The sequence below is a fragment of the Desulfosoma sp. genome, assembly GCA_037481875.1.
In the GTDB taxonomy this organism is placed as follows: domain Bacteria; phylum Desulfobacterota; class Syntrophobacteria; order Syntrophobacterales; family DSM-9756; genus Desulfosoma.
Window position 1 is genome coordinate 449512 of record JBBFKY010000002.1, and the last position, 14261, is coordinate 463772.

16 protein-coding genes and 1 tRNA gene are annotated in these 14261 nt (G+C 55.2%); 9 read left to right on the forward strand and 8 right to left on the reverse strand.

Annotation, left to right across the window (positions count from 1 at the left end; genetic code table 11):
• Nucleotides 1–235: 235 nt before the first annotated feature.
• Nucleotides 236–1654 (reverse strand): pyruvate kinase, encoded by a 1419-nt coding sequence (gene pyk / locus WHS46_04840; protein MEJ5347998.1) that lies wholly within the window; start codon nucleotides 1652–1654, stop codon nucleotides 236–238.
• On the reverse strand, nucleotides 1651–2979 hold the full coding sequence (locus tag WHS46_04845; protein MEJ5347999.1) for a glycerate kinase: 1329 nt from the start codon (nucleotides 2977–2979) through the stop codon (nucleotides 1651–1653). The genes pyk and WHS46_04845 overlap by 4 nt, the downstream gene beginning before the upstream one ends.
• An 87-nt stretch (nucleotides 2980–3066) precedes the next feature.
• Here WHS46_04845 and WHS46_04850 point away from each other — a divergent pair, with 87 nt between their 5' ends.
• The 9 genes from WHS46_04850 to WHS46_04890 all read left to right on the forward strand — a co-directional run bounded on the left by WHS46_04850 (nucleotide 3067) and on the right by WHS46_04890 (nucleotide 8896).
• On the forward strand, nucleotides 3067–3624 hold the full coding sequence (locus WHS46_04850) for a flavin reductase family protein (GenBank protein MEJ5348000.1): 558 nt from the start codon (nucleotides 3067–3069) through the stop codon (nucleotides 3622–3624).
• Complete coding sequence (gene tsaA, locus WHS46_04855) at nucleotides 3621–4019, forward strand: tRNA (N6-threonylcarbamoyladenosine(37)-N6)-methyltransferase TrmO (GenBank protein ID MEJ5348001.1); 399 nt, start codon at nucleotides 3621–3623, stop codon at nucleotides 4017–4019. Before WHS46_04850 ends, tsaA begins: the two co-directional genes overlap by 4 nt.
• 12 nt (nucleotides 4020–4031) lie before the next feature.
• Complete coding sequence (locus tag WHS46_04860) at nucleotides 4032–4883, forward strand: HDOD domain-containing protein (protein MEJ5348002.1); 852 nt, start codon at nucleotides 4032–4034, stop codon at nucleotides 4881–4883.
• A gap of 79 nt (nucleotides 4884–4962) precedes the next feature.
• On the forward strand, nucleotides 4963–5322 hold the full coding sequence (locus WHS46_04865; protein ID MEJ5348003.1) for a 4Fe-4S binding protein: 360 nt from the start codon (nucleotides 4963–4965) through the stop codon (nucleotides 5320–5322).
• A 12-nt stretch (nucleotides 5323–5334) separates the two neighbouring features.
• Complete coding sequence (locus WHS46_04870) at nucleotides 5335–6480, forward strand: 2-oxoacid:acceptor oxidoreductase subunit alpha (GenBank protein MEJ5348004.1); 1146 nt, start codon at nucleotides 5335–5337, stop codon at nucleotides 6478–6480.
• A 28-nt stretch (nucleotides 6481–6508) separates the two neighbouring features.
• Nucleotides 6509–7369, forward strand: a complete 861-nt coding sequence (locus WHS46_04875) for a 2-oxoacid:ferredoxin oxidoreductase subunit beta (protein MEJ5348005.1) — start codon at nucleotides 6509–6511, stop codon at nucleotides 7367–7369.
• 34 nt (nucleotides 7370–7403) lie between these two features.
• Complete coding sequence (locus WHS46_04880) at nucleotides 7404–7952, forward strand: 2-oxoacid:acceptor oxidoreductase family protein (GenBank protein ID MEJ5348006.1); 549 nt, start codon at nucleotides 7404–7406, stop codon at nucleotides 7950–7952.
• Between the two features lie 7 nt (nucleotides 7953–7959).
• Nucleotides 7960–8754, forward strand: coding sequence for a 5'/3'-nucleotidase SurE (gene surE / locus WHS46_04885; GenBank protein MEJ5348007.1), 795 nt, complete (start codon nucleotides 7960–7962; stop codon nucleotides 8752–8754).
• Nucleotides 8755–8819: 65 nt separating this feature from the next.
• A tRNA-Arg gene (locus tag WHS46_04890) sits at nucleotides 8820–8896 on the forward strand.
• A gap of 209 nt (nucleotides 8897–9105) precedes the next feature.
• Here the strand turns inward: WHS46_04890 and WHS46_04895 are convergent.
• The 6 genes from WHS46_04895 to WHS46_04920 all read right to left on the reverse strand — a co-directional run bounded on the left by WHS46_04895 (nucleotide 9106) and on the right by WHS46_04920 (nucleotide 14261).
• Nucleotides 9106–9252 carry a hypothetical protein gene (locus WHS46_04895; GenBank protein MEJ5348008.1) on the reverse strand — a complete coding sequence of 49 codons (147 nt, stop codon included), beginning with the start codon at nucleotides 9250–9252 and terminating at the stop codon, nucleotides 9106–9108.
• On the reverse strand, nucleotides 9243–9509 hold the full coding sequence (locus WHS46_04900) for a hypothetical protein (protein MEJ5348009.1): 267 nt from the start codon (nucleotides 9507–9509) through the stop codon (nucleotides 9243–9245). Before WHS46_04900 ends, WHS46_04895 begins: the two co-directional genes overlap by 10 nt.
• A 298-nt stretch (nucleotides 9510–9807) precedes the next feature.
• Nucleotides 9808–10902, reverse strand: a complete 1095-nt coding sequence (locus WHS46_04905) for an SO_0444 family Cu/Zn efflux transporter (protein ID MEJ5348010.1) — start codon at nucleotides 10900–10902, stop codon at nucleotides 9808–9810.
• Nucleotides 10903–11044: 142 nt separating this feature from the next.
• Nucleotides 11045–11416, reverse strand: coding sequence for a YdbL family protein (locus tag WHS46_04910; protein ID MEJ5348011.1), 372 nt, complete (start codon nucleotides 11414–11416; stop codon nucleotides 11045–11047).
• Between the two features lie 9 nt (nucleotides 11417–11425).
• On the reverse strand, nucleotides 11426–11620 hold the full coding sequence (locus WHS46_04915; protein ID MEJ5348012.1) for a hypothetical protein: 195 nt from the start codon (nucleotides 11618–11620) through the stop codon (nucleotides 11426–11428).
• A 1-nt stretch (nucleotide 11621) separates the two neighbouring features.
• Entirely contained in the window at nucleotides 11622–14261 is a 2640-nt protein-coding gene (locus tag WHS46_04920; protein MEJ5348013.1) for a YdbH domain-containing protein, read from the reverse strand.

Sequence of the window (14261 nt, forward strand, 5' to 3'; positions counted from 1 at the left end):
ATTCTGGCACTACAATCCTTTCGGGCAGTCTCATGTGTCCGCCCGTAGGCCATTCTGGTACGACAATGCTTTGGGGCGGACACGCAGGTCCACCCCTACGGATCGGGAACCCTCAGAAACCTAGCCGCTTGCCCGACATAGAAAAAAGACCGTGACTTTGCTGGAAGTTTGTAGGGGCGAGGCATGCCTCACTCCTATCCCCTCACAGGCCATTGCCTGGTCCGGCTCATTTCCCCTACAGCACGATCACTTTCACCATGTTGGTGGTGCCGCTTCGACCTACGGGCACACCCGCCGTGAGCACAATCACGTCGCCGGGACGGGCGACTTTCTGATCCAAAGTCCATCGTCTTGCAATGGCAAACAAAGTGTCGGTCTCCTCGCATCGAGGGACCAAAACGGGATAAACACCCCAAGAAAGAGACAATTGACGCACCGTGGCCGGTGCATGGGTAAAACCCACAATGGGGCTTTTGGGCCGAAGGCGACTGACCAGCCGTGCCGTTTCTCCGGAAGCCGTGGAAGCGATGATGGCCGCCGCGTGCAGATCGTTCGCCAACCCGAGAACGGCTTCGCTGATGGCGGCAGCCATTCCCGGAATGGTCGCGGAAGTGAACCTGTTATGATGGGATGTATCAAACATGTACTTTTCCGCAGCCACGGCGATACGATCCAACATACGCACGGCTTCCACGGGGTAGGATCCCATGGCTGTTTCTTCCGAAAGCATCACAGCATCGGTGCCGTCCAGGACAGCGTTGGCCACATCGGTAGTTTCCGCCCGTGTCGGACGAGGACTGGACACCATGGAACGAAGCATCTGCGTGGCGGTGATGACAGGTTTGGCACGATCCCGTGCGGCTTGAATGATTCTTTTCTGAATTACCGGCACTTCATAAAGAGGGGTCTCAACCCCGAGGTCCCCTCGAGCCACCATGACCCCGTCCACTCTATCCAGAATGGCGTCCAGACGTTCCAGCGCTTGAGGTTTTTCAATCTTGGCAATGACCATGGGTCTGGGATCGGCCGTTTTCAGAATGTCCAAAACGGGTGTCACATCCTTTTCGTGACGAACGAAGGAAAGCCCCACGAAATCCACGCCATGTTCCAGACCAAAGAGAAGGTCCTGCCTGTCCTTTTCGGTGAAGGAAGGAATTCGCAAGTTGCTGGAAGGCAGATTGACGCCTTTGTGGGAATGGATGACACCCCCCACCACCACATGGCACACCAAGGCTTGCGCATCCTTGTCCAAAACCTGCAGTTCCACCAGACCATCGGCCAGAAGAATTCTGTCACCCGCATTCACATCTTCAAGCAAATAGGGGTACTGCACGGCCAGGTCGTCGCCGTGTGAGGAGTCGCCGGGGTACAATCGAACCTTTTCCCCTACCGTCAGGACTCTTTCCCCTTCCGGAAGAACACCCAGCCGAATCTTTGGCCCCCCAAGATCCTGAAGGATGCCGATTTCCTTCCCTTCCGCCGCCGCCACGTCGCGCAGGGCCTGAATGGTCCACGCATGGCTTTCGTAGTCACCATGGGACAAGTTGATACGCGCCACATCCATCCCGGCTCGCACAAGGTCTCGAAGCACGTCCTTGCTCTGACTTGCCGGTCCGATGGTACACACGATCTTGGTGCGTCGTTCTCTCATCATGAAATCACCACTCCGATAAAATCCATAACATTGGTTCGTGTCGGCCCGGTGATCACCAGGTCCCCTAGCCTTTCAAAAAAGGGATAAGCATTGTGAGCGTCCAAAAAGCTGGAAGCATGCCATCCCATGAGAGCCGAACGGATCACCGTGCTGCCGTCTGCAAAGGCCCCGGCCGCATCCGTAGGACCGTCGGTGCCGTCCGTACCTGCGCTCAGAAGGGTTATCTTGTGCCAGCCGTCCAGTGCCAGGGCCGCCGCCAGAGCCAGTTCCTGGTTACGGCCTCCTTTTCCTGGGAACGGGCCGAGGGTGACGGTGGTTTCTCCGCCGAAAAGAAGACATGCCGGAGGGGCTACAGGCCTTCCGAATAAAGCGACTTCTTTGGCTAAAGCGGCTATGACTTTGGCCACATGGCGAGCTTCCCCTTCCAGGCGTGACGTCAGCACTAGGGTGCGGTAACCTCTACGGATGGCTTCTTCTTCGGCCGCCTTCAAGGCCGCCGGATTATTGGCGACAACCGTATGCGAAACCTTTTGGAACATGGGATCGTTGGGTTTGGGGGTTTCCGGACGTCGTCCTTCCAGACCTTCCCGTAAAACATGCAAGACTTCTGCAGGAATCTTGTCTTTGAGATCGTAGCGCTCAATGACCTCAAAAGCTTCCCGGTAGGTGGAAAGATCCGGAGCCGTCGGGCCTGAAGCAATCACATCCAAGGGATCGCCGATCACATCCGACACCAAAAGGGTCACCACACGAGCGGGAGCTGCCGCGCGGGCCAGGCCGCCTCCTTTAAACCGAGACAGATGTTTCCGCACTACATTGATCTCATGAATCGTAGCTCCAGCTCCCAAAAGCAATTCCGTGGTTTTCTGTTTGTGCTCTAAGGTCACAGGGGGCACGGGAGCCGGTGTCAAAGCGCTGCCACCTCCTGAAAAAACTGCCAAGATCAAATCGTCTTTCCCGGCCTGTGCGGCCAAATGCAGCAGTTCCTCCGTCGCTCTCACTCCCGCCGCATCTGGAACGGGATGCGCCGCTTCCAAAACCCTCACTTTTTTTAAAGGGACACCGTGGCCGTATTTCACCACGATCACCCCTTGAGTGAGAAAAGATTCAAGCAGGTCTTCAAGCGCTCTGGCCATGGGTGCCGTGCCCTTGCCGGCCCCCAGCACAAAAACCCGCCGATATCGCTCAAGATCCAATTGCTGACCATCGAAGACAAGACGAGTGCCTTGTCGGTGCACATGTCGCCGTACCGCCTCTTCGGGATCCACGGCAGCGAGGGCGGCACGAAAGACAGCAAGCAGATCCTCTCGAGCCTTGGAATCCATTCTTGCCTCCCCTTAGAAAAAAGATTAGGAAAAAGCCTTGTCAGCTCTTAGATCCCTGCGCCTGGGCACGTGCCAAGGAGGCCGTTTATGGAACTGGCTCCGGAAATGTTCAAACGTTTTTTTCCTTTACCCGTCACGGTGCTCACCACCGTGAACCGGGAAGGCACACCCAATGCCGCACCCTATAGCTGTGTGATGCCCATCTTGAGGCCCTTGCCCTTGATTGCCGTTGCTTCAGCGCTGCCTCGAGACACCTTGCGTAATATTCGAGAAACCGGAGATTTCGTCGTTAACGTTATCGGAAAGCCGTCTTTTCGAGAAGCTATGCGCACGGCCCGACCCTATCCCTACGGAGTGAATGAACTGGAAAGAGTGGGCCTGGAAACCATGCCGGCAAAACGAGTGAAACCACCTCGCATCGCGGCAGCCATCGGCTGGATCGAAGCTGCTTTGGAACGGGAACTGACCGACGAGCGTTATGCGTTGCTTGTCGGGCGTATCTTGTGTTCAGAAATCAACGACCGCTACCTCGTCGATGGAAAACTCACGGAACATCCCCTGACGCTTCTCATGCCTCATTTCCGCACCCTCGGGGACGTGGTGCTCCACCGCGACGATCTTGAAAAGGACCTGACCAATCCATGACCGACATCGTTTTTAAACCCATCGGCATCGTTCGCACCCAGGCAGCTTCCGTCCCCCGGCACTGGACTATCTCCGACGTTGAAGGCACCCTGTGTATCGACGAAACCTATCAGCAAGGCCTCAGGGACATTCAACCCGGTCAGAAAATCATTGTCTTGTTTCACTTCCATAAAAGTCAACCCTTTTCGACCCAGGACCTTATTCAAAAGCCACCCCATCGTAACCAACCCATGGGCGTCTTCAGCACCTGTTCTCCTCGACGTCCCAACCCCATCGGGCTTTCCGTAGTGGAAGTCTTAGATATTCAGGGATCAAAACTTCGCGTGAAAGGGATCGATATGCTGGATGGAACTCCAATCCTGGACCTCAAGCCCTGGATCGTTCCCGATTCCTAAAAGGTGATTGATATGACCCAAGAAGCCACACAATTAGACGCCGTAACCCTGACACGACTTCTTGACGGTGTGCCCATGCTTCCGGACACGGCTTTCACCGTTATGGACATGATGCAGAGGCCCGATACAGAGCCCAAAGTGTTGGCCGGCGTGGTGGCTCAAGATCCGGGGCTCACGCTGCAGACGCTGCATCTATGCAATTCACCTTTTTATTCTCTGCCCGTAGAAGTCGCTTCCATCGAACACGCCGTGCGTTTGCTGGGTTTAGAGACGGTATGCGGCATCGTCATGGCCGCCTATGTCCATGGACTCATGACGCGGTATTCGGGGGAAGGAGCCGGGTTATGGCTCAAAGGAGCCCGTCGCCATGTGATGCGCGTGGCGGATTGTGCCCAGTACTTGACGATGCATACTTCCTTGGGCATCGGCAAAAGCGTGGCCTGGACCCTGGGACTTTTGCATGACATAGGGAAACTCGTCCTGGCCCAGGTGAATGCACGAACGGCTCGAGCTGTGGAAGAACATATCTTTGCGCAGAGTGTGTCCTTGGTGGATGCGGAATGGGAAGTGTTGGGAACGGATCATGCCGAGGCGGGATTTCTTTTGGCTCAACGCTGGAGCCTTCCCGACATGATCGCCCAGGCGGTGCGATGGCACCATCGCCCTGAAAAAAGCGAAGAGACGGCGGCGCTTCTTTTGTATTTGGCCGATACTTTGGCGCAAGTCGCCGAAGGTCGAAAGTCATGGAAGGCTCTTTTGGAAGACACCTTCACATTCAACTTGGTGCAAGATCGACTTGGACTGGATCCGAAGAACTTTTGCGCGCTGGCTCAAACCTGGCTGCAAAGCCCCAAAAGCCGTTGAAAAGTCTTCGGCGCTCGGCTATGGGATAGGATCGGCTCTGATGAACGCCAACGGCCATTTTGGTGAAGGATAAGGGGACATGGTGGAAAGGACTAAACCATCCAAGAAGCGAAAAGTTCAAGAGTCGGCACCCCGTGAAGAACCCGAAACGTTGCAGGTTCCAGAACCGGAAAACGTCGAGATGCCTGCTTCCACTCCGGAAGAACGAGAAAAACCCAAGCGCCATTTCGATATCGCCATTTTTTCGGGCTGGTGTAAAGGATGCGGCATTTGTGCCGCCTTTTGTCCTCGAGAATGCATTGAAATGGGCGAAGACGGCAATCCCGTGGTCAAGGATGCGGACCGCTGCACGGGCTGTGGGTTTTGTGAAATCCACTGCCCGGACTTTGCCATCAGTGTTCGGGCGCGCAAGGTGGCCTCCAGTGACGAAGCCGACTAGGGAGACAAAATCGTGAGTGTTGCCAATATTTCGGGAAAACAAGTGCTGCTGCAAGGCAATGAAGCCGTGGTGGAAGGCGCATTGGCTGCCGGGTGCACATTCTTTGCCGGCTACCCCATCACTCCGGCAACAGAAATCAGCGAGGTCATGTCCGTGAAGCTCCCGGCCATGGGTGGCACTTTTATTCAAATGGAGGACGAAATCGCCAGCATGGGGGCTATCATAGGAGCTTCCCTTGCCGGCGCCAAGTCCATGACGGCCACCAGTGGTCCGGGATTTTCCCTGATGCAGGAAAACTTGGGATTCGCCTGCGTGGCCGAAGTGCCATGTGTAGTGGTCAATGTGATGCGCGGAGGTCCCAGTACGGGGTTGCCCACGAATGTGGCTCAAGGCGATGTGATGCAGGCTCGATGGGGCACCCACGGGGATCATCCCATTATCGTTCTGGCCGTTTCCAGCACAAAGGACTGCTTTGACATCACCGTCAAAGCCTTCAATCTTGCGGAAAAATACCGCACTCCGGTGATTATCCTTTCCGATGAAGTGGTCGCCCATACGCGGGAAAAGATTCGAATTCCTCACCCGGAAGAAATCGAGGTGGTTGACCGCATACGACCCAATATGCCTCCGGAATGGTATATCCCCTACGAAGACAACAGTCGCGGTGTGCCGCCCATGGGCATCTTTGGAGACGGATACCGATACCACGTGACAGGTCTGATTCACGATGTTCGTGGATTCCCCACCCAAAGGGCCGATGAAATCGTTCCTTTTTTGACACGTATTCATCGAAAGATTTCCCAAAACTTTTTCGATATTCTCATGGTGGAAACGGAACTGGACGAAGATGCCGAAATTCTTGTGATCGCCTATGGATCGGTGGCACGATCGGCGCGTCGAGCTGTCAGAGAAGCCCGCAAGCGCGGTGTGCGGGCGGGTCTGGTACAACTGATTACCCTGTGGCCTTTTCCTCGCCAAATTTTGGAACCTTACCTGAAACGGGTGAAAGCCGTTCTGGTGCCGGAATTGAACATGGGTCAGGTGTCTCGGGAAGTGAAGAGAATCAATCAGGGTATGACCCGCGTGGAGACCCTGAACCGTATCGATGGAAACCTCATCACCCCCGAAGAAATCCTGACGCGTCTCCTCAAGATTTGAGCCGGCGCGGTCAAGGATCCGTAAGTGAATGAATGTGAGGCATTCCATGGCTGAAGTCACCAAACTCATTCATAAATACCTTCGTCACGACAAGAAATTTCCACACGTATGGTGCCCGGGATGCGGCAACGGCATCCTCTTGGGAGCGCTGATTCGAGCCATCGATCGGACGGGGTATGAAAAAGACGATATCGTGCTGGTTTCCGGCATCGGGTGTGCAGGAAGGTTGCCGGTCTACGTGGACTTCAACACGTTGCACACCACCCACGGGCGAGCCCTCACCTTTGCCACGGGGGTTAAGCTGGCCAATCCACGTCTCCAAGTCATTGTCATCATGGGAGACGGGGATGCAACGGCCATCGGAGGGAACCACTTTATTCATGCGGCACGACGCAACCTGAATCTGACGGCCATTATTGTCAACAACAACATCTACGGCATGACCGGGGGGCAATACTCCCCCACCACGCCTTACGGAGCTCTGGCCACAACGGCCGTCTACAGACATATTGAGCAGTCTTTTTCCATCGCCGAACTGGCCGTAACAGCCGGCGCGAGCATGGTGGCACGAGGCACCGTCTACCACGCCACCATGCTGGATCGGCTTATTGAACAGGCCATTCGCAAGAGAGGGTTTTCCGTGGTGGAAGTGATCAGCCATTGCCATACCCAATATGGGCGGCGCAACAAATTGGGAGGTGCTGTAGACATGTTGCGCTGGCAAAAAGAAAATGCGGTGCGCGTGGAAAAGGCTGCGAAAATGAGCGAAGAAGAACTGGCAGGAAAATTCACCATCGGTGTTTTGGTGGATCGAGATCTGCCCATATACACGGAAGAATACCGAAAGATTCGCGAAGCCGCTCGAAGCCGCATGGCCGCCGTTAAATAGGATCAAAGGAACGCTATAAACGGAAGGAACACCGATGGGGTACCGATATGAAGTGCGTTTAAGCGGGTCTGGAGGTCAAGGGCTGATCATGGCCGGAATCATTTTGGCTGAAGCCGCCGGCATTTATGACGGCAAATTCGTTTGCCAAACCCAGAGTTACGGGCCGGAAGCTCGAGGTGGGGCCAGCAAGTCGGAAGTCGTCATCAGCGATGAGGAAATCGATTACCCCAAGGCCATCAAACCTGACGTGCTTCTGGCCATGAACCAGAAATCCTGCGACGCTTACTTTTTCGACCTGAAGCCCGACGGCATTCTGATTGTGGACAGCACCTTTGTGAAACAGGTGCCCACGACGCGAGCCATCTCCATTCCCTTTACCCAGATCGCTCGATCGCAATTAAAGAAAGAAATGACCGCCAACATCATCGCTCTAGGAGCCTTGGCCGTGCTGACACGGTGCGTTTCCTTGAGTTCTCTGGAAGCGGCGGTGTTGGCTCGAGTCCCCTCGGGGACCGAAGAGCTCAATAAAGCGGCCCTGGAAGCCGGCATCAACGCGGCTAAAAGTCATTTGAAAGGAACTTAGAAAACCTATGAGAATCCTTCTGACGAACGACGATGGCATCTTCGCCAAGGGTATTGAAGCCCTGTACGAAGCCCTAAGCCGTCACCACGATGTTTATGTGATTGCCCCGGAAACGGAACGCAGCGCCGTCGGTCATGCCATCACCTTTCTGGATCCTCTGCTGGTCAAGCCGGTCAAGCGTAATGGAGCTTTCTTCGGCTACGCCTGCACGGGAACACCGGCTGACTGCGTCAAACTGGGCGTCTGCGAACTCATGCGCCCTCTTCCCGATGTGGTGGTTTCTGGGATCAACCTGGGAGCCAACGTGGGAATCAACGTGCTTTATTCCGGAACCGTTTCGGCCGCCACCGAAGGAGCCATTCTAGGATTTCCGGCCGTAGCGGTTTCCATCGATTCCTTTGAACCGCAGGACTTTTCAGGAGCCACCGAAGCGGTGCTGCATCTTCTTACCATTATCGAAAAGCGCGGCCTTCCGCGCGGCGTCTGCCTCAATGTCAATGTGCCCAACCTTTCTTCCAAAGATATTCGCGGTATGCGCATCACTCATCAAGGTCGCCTGATCTACCAGGAAAGCTATGAACGCCGCATTGACCCTCGAAACCGCGTCTACTACTGGTTGACGGGATCGGTTCAGGTGGTTGAAAACAGTCCGGATGCCGACGTGCAAGCCTTGGCCGAAGGCTACATTTCCATTACGCCCATTCAGCATGATCTCACCCATCACGCCATGCTGGCGGAACTCAAACGCTGGGGCCTGGACGACTCTGCAAAACGCCTGCACGTGGCGGCTTCACGAAAATGAAACCTGGATTTTTCCCTTGCCCCACAAAGCCCAAAGTGGTATGAAGCCTGCGTTTCGCCGATTGGGCGCCCGTAGCTCAGCTGGATAGAGTGCCGGACTACGAATCCGTAGGTCGCAGGTTCGAATCCTGCCGGGCGCACCAGAAAAGTCAGGGACTTAGCTCATCAGGCTAAGTCCTCTTTTTTTGGTGGCGGAAGAGCCGACAGATTTCCATGAGCGAACAAAGCGGCCTCTCTTGGCCAAAAATTGCTTTTCGCCGTCTAGAGTCGCATGACATGGCTCCAGGCGCCCAGCAGTCGGTTTCAGCAGCACGGTGAACATATCGTCCGTGACCCTTGGTAGCTTGCCGTTTTAATTCTTTGCATTGCATAAAAAGATTTCGAGGTTTTCATCGGGTGCCGAATGGCTGTAAACACACAAGGATGTGACAAACTTCTGGAGGTCTTCATACCGGTCCCAGTCGTCCTTGCCGCTCACCAGACTGTCCACTAATTCCATTGCGCGCCACTCTTCGGCTTCAGCATTCGAGGTGTGGATTCCAAAATCGCCCCGCGAGCCCCCGAAACCTCGATATATTCCTCCGAAGGCTCCCGTCGCCGGTACGGCTCTTCCACGATCACCCAGCTACCGGGCTTCGGCATGGTCTCCAACGCTTCGAGAGTCCTGGCACGCCCTCCAAAGATCCAACCGGCACCGAGACATGAGGGCAAATCCGGGCTGTTTTCATTGTCTGGCTTAAAGTCCGCGGCATCCATGCGGACGAAGGGGATACCTGCAGCCGGAACTCGAGTTTCATGCCTTCTCTTCCCTTCCGGTATGAAGAAATTTCTGCACAAACGATAAACTGCGATGAATCTTATGGGCAAAGTCTCGTTTCTTGCTCATGATCCCGGGGCACCTGATCCCATGAGGGCCCAGGAGCGCTTTCGGCATGCTTTGATAGCCGTATAGTTGATCGGGGCCTGGCAGCCCCAAAAAAAGACATAGGGCTTGCTTTTGAAGTTGACGCATAAAGACGTTCCGGCACCCTGCCGGTCAACGACACGAAGAACTTCAGGTGCTGGAAGGACATGGATCCTCGACCCCGCTCAAGGATGGACTTTTTTGGGGAAGGCCTGACCAGCGTATCGCCACCACGGACCACAACCAGAGTGCAACAAAAACAGCTGCACAGATGCCACCCACGGGATCAATCCCCGACTCCACGCGCAAGCTCCCCAGTGGATGCACGCCAATGCCAAAGGCTTCGAAAAATCGGTTGGTGAGCCATCCCATGAAAAGCGAACAGGAAGAAACGCCCAAAAGATAAACCGTCGTTGCCGCTTTGCCCCAAAAACGGTTGAGCACGGTCAGAGTCGCTGCATTGGTGGCAGGACCTACAAGGAGAAAGACCAAGGCTGCGCCTGGAGAAAGACCGTCGGCCATAAGCACGGCGCCAATAGGAGTTGAAGCGCTTGCACACATGTAAAGGGGAATCCCTGCAATAAGCATGAGCAGCATGGATCGACCTTCACCGGCGGAGATCCATCGGCTGAAATCTTCCGGAACCAGAACGCCGATGAGACCGGAAAGAAGAATTCCCAACAAAAGCCACCCACCCATATCCCGGAGCAAGTCGACAAAGGCATAGCGAAAACCTTCGCCAAGACGTCGAGGCCATGGACGAACGGATAGAGCTTGCTCCTTCGAGTCATCCGTGAAACACTGACAAAAACCAGAAGTCTTGGAATCTTTGACATCGCGAACGCAGCTTACCAGAACCCCTGTCACCGTTGCGGTCAGAAAGGCGGCCACGGGACGAATCACCGTGAACACCGGCCCAAGGAGTGCATAGGTGACAGCCATGGAATCCACACCTGTTTCTGGCACAGAAACCAAAAAAGCCGCAGCGGGGCCTTTGCCAACGCCTTGATTTCGAAGATCGATGGCAACGGGAAGCACACCACACGAACAGAGCGGTAGGGGAATCCCCCAGAGCGAAGCCTTGATAATGGGGCCTAACCCTCTTCCGCCCAGCTGCCGTTTCACCAGACTCGTCGGGACGAAAGCCCGCACGCATCCGGCCGCGGCAAGCCCAAAAAGCACATAAGGGGCGGATGCCGCCAGGATTCGAAAACTTTCCCATAGAATCTTGAAAAGAATTTCCATTGGCTCAACCCTTTATTCCAAACCATGCCGGTAGACTTGGAGCGGTCACCTAGGTCCGCCCCTACGGCTCATTGGTTTCCAGGCGGATACACGAATCCGCCCGTACGGGCCTGATGGCTACAAGGGTGAGGTCGCTCCATGTCTATTTGCGGTGCCAGGTGCCATCAGGATCCTGTATCCAATACCCGGCAGGCTCGTTGGCGGCAATTTGCGCAGCCCGTGCTCGACCCACAATCTCGGGCGTGGTGTTGTTGCGCGCCGCAATGGTCGAGTACACCATGGCTCGATCTTGATTCTCGGCTTCAACCACATCGGCATGCGGCCTATCGCCACCCCGGAATTCCAAGAATCCCCTATTGTTTTCACCCACCAAACCTTGAGCCTTGAGTTGATTGATAATGGGTAAACGAGCCAACATACGAGCTTTGATGTCATCGGCCCAGCCATTGTGGCTCATAAGAACCAGGCCCAGTAGGGTCGGCACGAAAAGGGCAAGCAATGTGATTCGGCGCATGGTTTCTCCCTATTGTTTTAGCTGTTCCTTGGCGCGATCAATGTCTCCGAAAAAGTCTTCCAGATCCTTCTGGACGCGAACATTCACATCGATGGTGATATGAATGGGCTTGACTTCCACCGGGGCCATTTGAACTTCGTGACGGGTACTGCATCCCATGGGCAAAAGCAGAAGCAGAGCCATGAACATTCGGGGAATGGGCACGTCAACCTCCTTGTTTGATGAGTTCGTATAGGCGGCGGTATTGCAGAATCCGGTCCAAAGGGAGCCGAAAGTTCACATTCAGTCGAATGCCCTGAAACACGGATCCCGGGGAGTCCGCCGAAACCCTGCCAAAACCGCCGAGGTCCTGCCTGTAGGTAAAAGGTAAGGCACGACTGGGTTTGCCGTCTAGATCCAGCGTCAAAATCAATAGTTCACCCTGGGTGTTCAGCCGGATTTTCGCCCACTCGTAATTGAAATCCTTCAGGGCTTCGGAGGCCAGATCAAGGTGCCCGAACTGAGAGGAATCCTTCGGAATACCCGCCAGAAGCATTTCGGCGCTTTCAATACGCAGAGTGCCTCCTTCACCGGGTGTGGAGTAGAGAAAACCATTGTCAAAGGTCAGGGCTCCTTTGTGATAGCGGAGAGGAATACGGCCATTGACCGTGCCGTCGCCCTGCACCTGTTGCACGCCTAGTTGAGCGAGAGCTTGGGCAAGCTGCACTCGGTCGCAATAGAGTTCTATGGACACATCCTGCATTGCTGGGTTGATGCGAAAAGCATGGACTCCAATCCTCCCGCCGGCCCATTCAAGACGCCCCCCTTCCACAAAAAGTCTTTCTTTCCCTTCCACCTGGTATCGGATGTCCGCCCGCTCCAGATGCACAGCTCCCAGTTGCAGCCGGCTAAAGCCCAGCTCCTGGTTCGGTTTGGATCGAAAAGTCAGCAGATCGTCAAAATTCAGAGTCAATGTGCCTCCAATAAGGGTCGTTTGGGATGAAGGATGACGCACGTTTACATCCTGAAGATGGAAACGCAAGGGGATTTCGGGAACTCCTCGAGGCGCGTGAAGGTTCGCCTGAAGATCGATGACAGCGGTTCCGATCATGTTTTTAAAACCCGGGAAAAGGCGAGCCAGATCTGCGGGTAGAGAAATTTTTTGGAAGGCTCGAATCTGGAGCGTGCTTTCTTGAAGAACCAAAGGAGAGACATGAGCTTTTACGCTGCCCCGCCCTTTCACAAGAGGAAAGAAGATCGTGCCGTCCAAATCCAACCCGGCTTTATTCTGCTTCAAAACCCCGTCGATCCTAGCAAGATCCACGTTTTTCCAAGCCGCTGTCAGATCCAGTCGTCCGGCTTTGGATGAAGGATCAGGCCAGGACAAAGGTAAGTGCAGCCCAACCTCGGCTATGGTTTCCTGAAACCTCGCCCGAAGGGTCGCGTCCAGGAGGGCGTTGATGGACATGGTCTCTTGAAAGATCGCATCCACGTGACCCGTGAGCTCGGTGCCGGTCATGGAAAACCCCGAAACATCGCCTTCAAGTCCCGCCACACTAAAAACGACACGTGCATGGTGTGAAGCGGCATCGAATGAGCCTCGAAATTCCAATCGCAGCCCTTTCAAATCGGCTCGCACCGAGTCCCTGGTCAAGGTAAGCTTCGGTGCACTGATAACAGCATGCAGCTTTGTCTCGACGTCTTCGTGGTTTATTTCGACGACAAAAGAGAGCGGCTCTGCATGCACACCAACGTTTGAAAACCCAGGCCATCGCCCTTGAAATGCTTGGGATTCCCCCGTGAGCCGAGCCATCCAGCCCGTGGTCGATCGAGCCCCATGCAGGTCTCCCTTAATGAGCAGAGGCTCTTCTAGGGCCATGCCCGGCCATGAAGTCCAAGCCGCCTCCCATGAACAGCTCAGGCTTTTCAAGTCGGCAGCCACCATCGGTTTCCGTACCGTCAACACCATGGGCCAAGGGCTTTCCAAAAACAAAGGGGACAGGGAAAACGCCGGCGAATCCTCCCAGGAAAAGTTAAGCTCCAGGCGTCCTTTTTGAGCGATCCTCCCGAAGTCGAAAGCGGCTACCGCTGAATCCACGTGCACTCGGCCATGAAGGCGCGGAAACTGCTGCGGGGACAACAAGGCTTCAAGATCCGCGGCGATATGTCCGCTGACAGGAACATTCAGTTTCGGAAAAAGAGCGGTCAGCCGTGCCAGGGACAACTGGGGAAGCTGAAAGGCCAAGCGCCCCGAACCTAATTTTGGATCAGCCTCCAGTGTCAGCGCGAGCTCCTGACCAGCCACGATCAGGCTGCTATGAAATTCAAGGAGATGGGGATCAAGGCGGCCGTGCCCCGAAAAAGGAATCACCAGACGAGTTTCTTCGGGTAGCAAGATTTGACCTTGGGCGGTCACCTCCGCAATGGCTCGAATGAAGGATCGGTTTCCACCATGGCCAGGGGCCGAAGAAAAGTCCAGCCCCGGCACATGCCAACCACGCTCGTCATGCGCCGGTTGTATTTCCACACCCAAGAGTTCCACACGATCCAAACGGCCACGCAACACACCCGGTAAGGTCCAATCCACCCTTGCAGCTCGCCATCGGAGACCTCCCTCGGTACCCAGACGAAACATACCGGTCTCCAGGCCCGCGAGATCCAACCGACGCAAATCCACTTCCAGGGTTGCCCCTGCCAGAGCCCGCTGCAGCATGGGCAGAGCCAGGTTTCGGCCCAGCCAGAGTAAAAGGTGGCTCAATCCACACCACAGCAGCAAAACCACAAGACCCACCAGGGCCAAAATCCGTAAAGTCCTGCCGGCACGAGATGCAACCGGCCGTGAAGGTGAAGCCGCATCCTGAGGCAT

What these genes read in the sequence shown, in the direction of transcription:
- pyk (MEJ5347998.1), bottom strand. Translation starts at nt 1,654, where the DNA reads ATGATGAGAGAACGACGCACCAAGATCGTGTGTACCATCGGACCGGCA.
- WHS46_04845 (MEJ5347999.1), bottom strand. Translation starts at nt 2,979, where the DNA reads ATGGATTCCAAGGCTCGAGAGGATCTGCTTGCTGTCTTTCGTGCCGCC.
- WHS46_04850 (MEJ5348000.1), top strand. Translation starts at nt 3,067, where the DNA reads ATGGAACTGGCTCCGGAAATGTTCAAACGTTTTTTTCCTTTACCCGTC.
- tsaA (MEJ5348001.1), top strand. Translation starts at nt 3,621, where the DNA reads ATGACCGACATCGTTTTTAAACCCATCGGCATCGTTCGCACCCAGGCA.
- WHS46_04860 (MEJ5348002.1), top strand. Translation starts at nt 4,032, where the DNA reads ATGACCCAAGAAGCCACACAATTAGACGCCGTAACCCTGACACGACTT.
- WHS46_04865 (MEJ5348003.1), top strand. Translation starts at nt 4,963, where the DNA reads ATGGTGGAAAGGACTAAACCATCCAAGAAGCGAAAAGTTCAAGAGTCG.
- WHS46_04875 (MEJ5348005.1), top strand. Translation starts at nt 6,509, where the DNA reads ATGAATGTGAGGCATTCCATGGCTGAAGTCACCAAACTCATTCATAAA.
- WHS46_04880 (MEJ5348006.1), top strand. Translation starts at nt 7,404, where the DNA reads ATGGGGTACCGATATGAAGTGCGTTTAAGCGGGTCTGGAGGTCAAGGG.
- surE (MEJ5348007.1), top strand. Translation starts at nt 7,960, where the DNA reads ATGAGAATCCTTCTGACGAACGACGATGGCATCTTCGCCAAGGGTATT.
- WHS46_04895 (MEJ5348008.1), bottom strand. Translation starts at nt 9,252, where the DNA reads ATGGAATTAGTGGACAGTCTGGTGAGCGGCAAGGACGACTGGGACCGG.
- WHS46_04900 (MEJ5348009.1), bottom strand. Translation starts at nt 9,509, where the DNA reads ATGGATGCCGCGGACTTTAAGCCAGACAATGAAAACAGCCCGGATTTG.
- WHS46_04905 (MEJ5348010.1), bottom strand. Translation starts at nt 10,902, where the DNA reads ATGGAAATTCTTTTCAAGATTCTATGGGAAAGTTTTCGAATCCTGGCG.
- WHS46_04910 (MEJ5348011.1), bottom strand. Translation starts at nt 11,416, where the DNA reads ATGCGCCGAATCACATTGCTTGCCCTTTTCGTGCCGACCCTACTGGGC.
- WHS46_04920 (MEJ5348013.1), bottom strand. Translation starts at nt 14,261, where the DNA reads ATGCCTCAGGATGCGGCTTCACCTTCACGGCCGGTTGCATCTCGTGCC.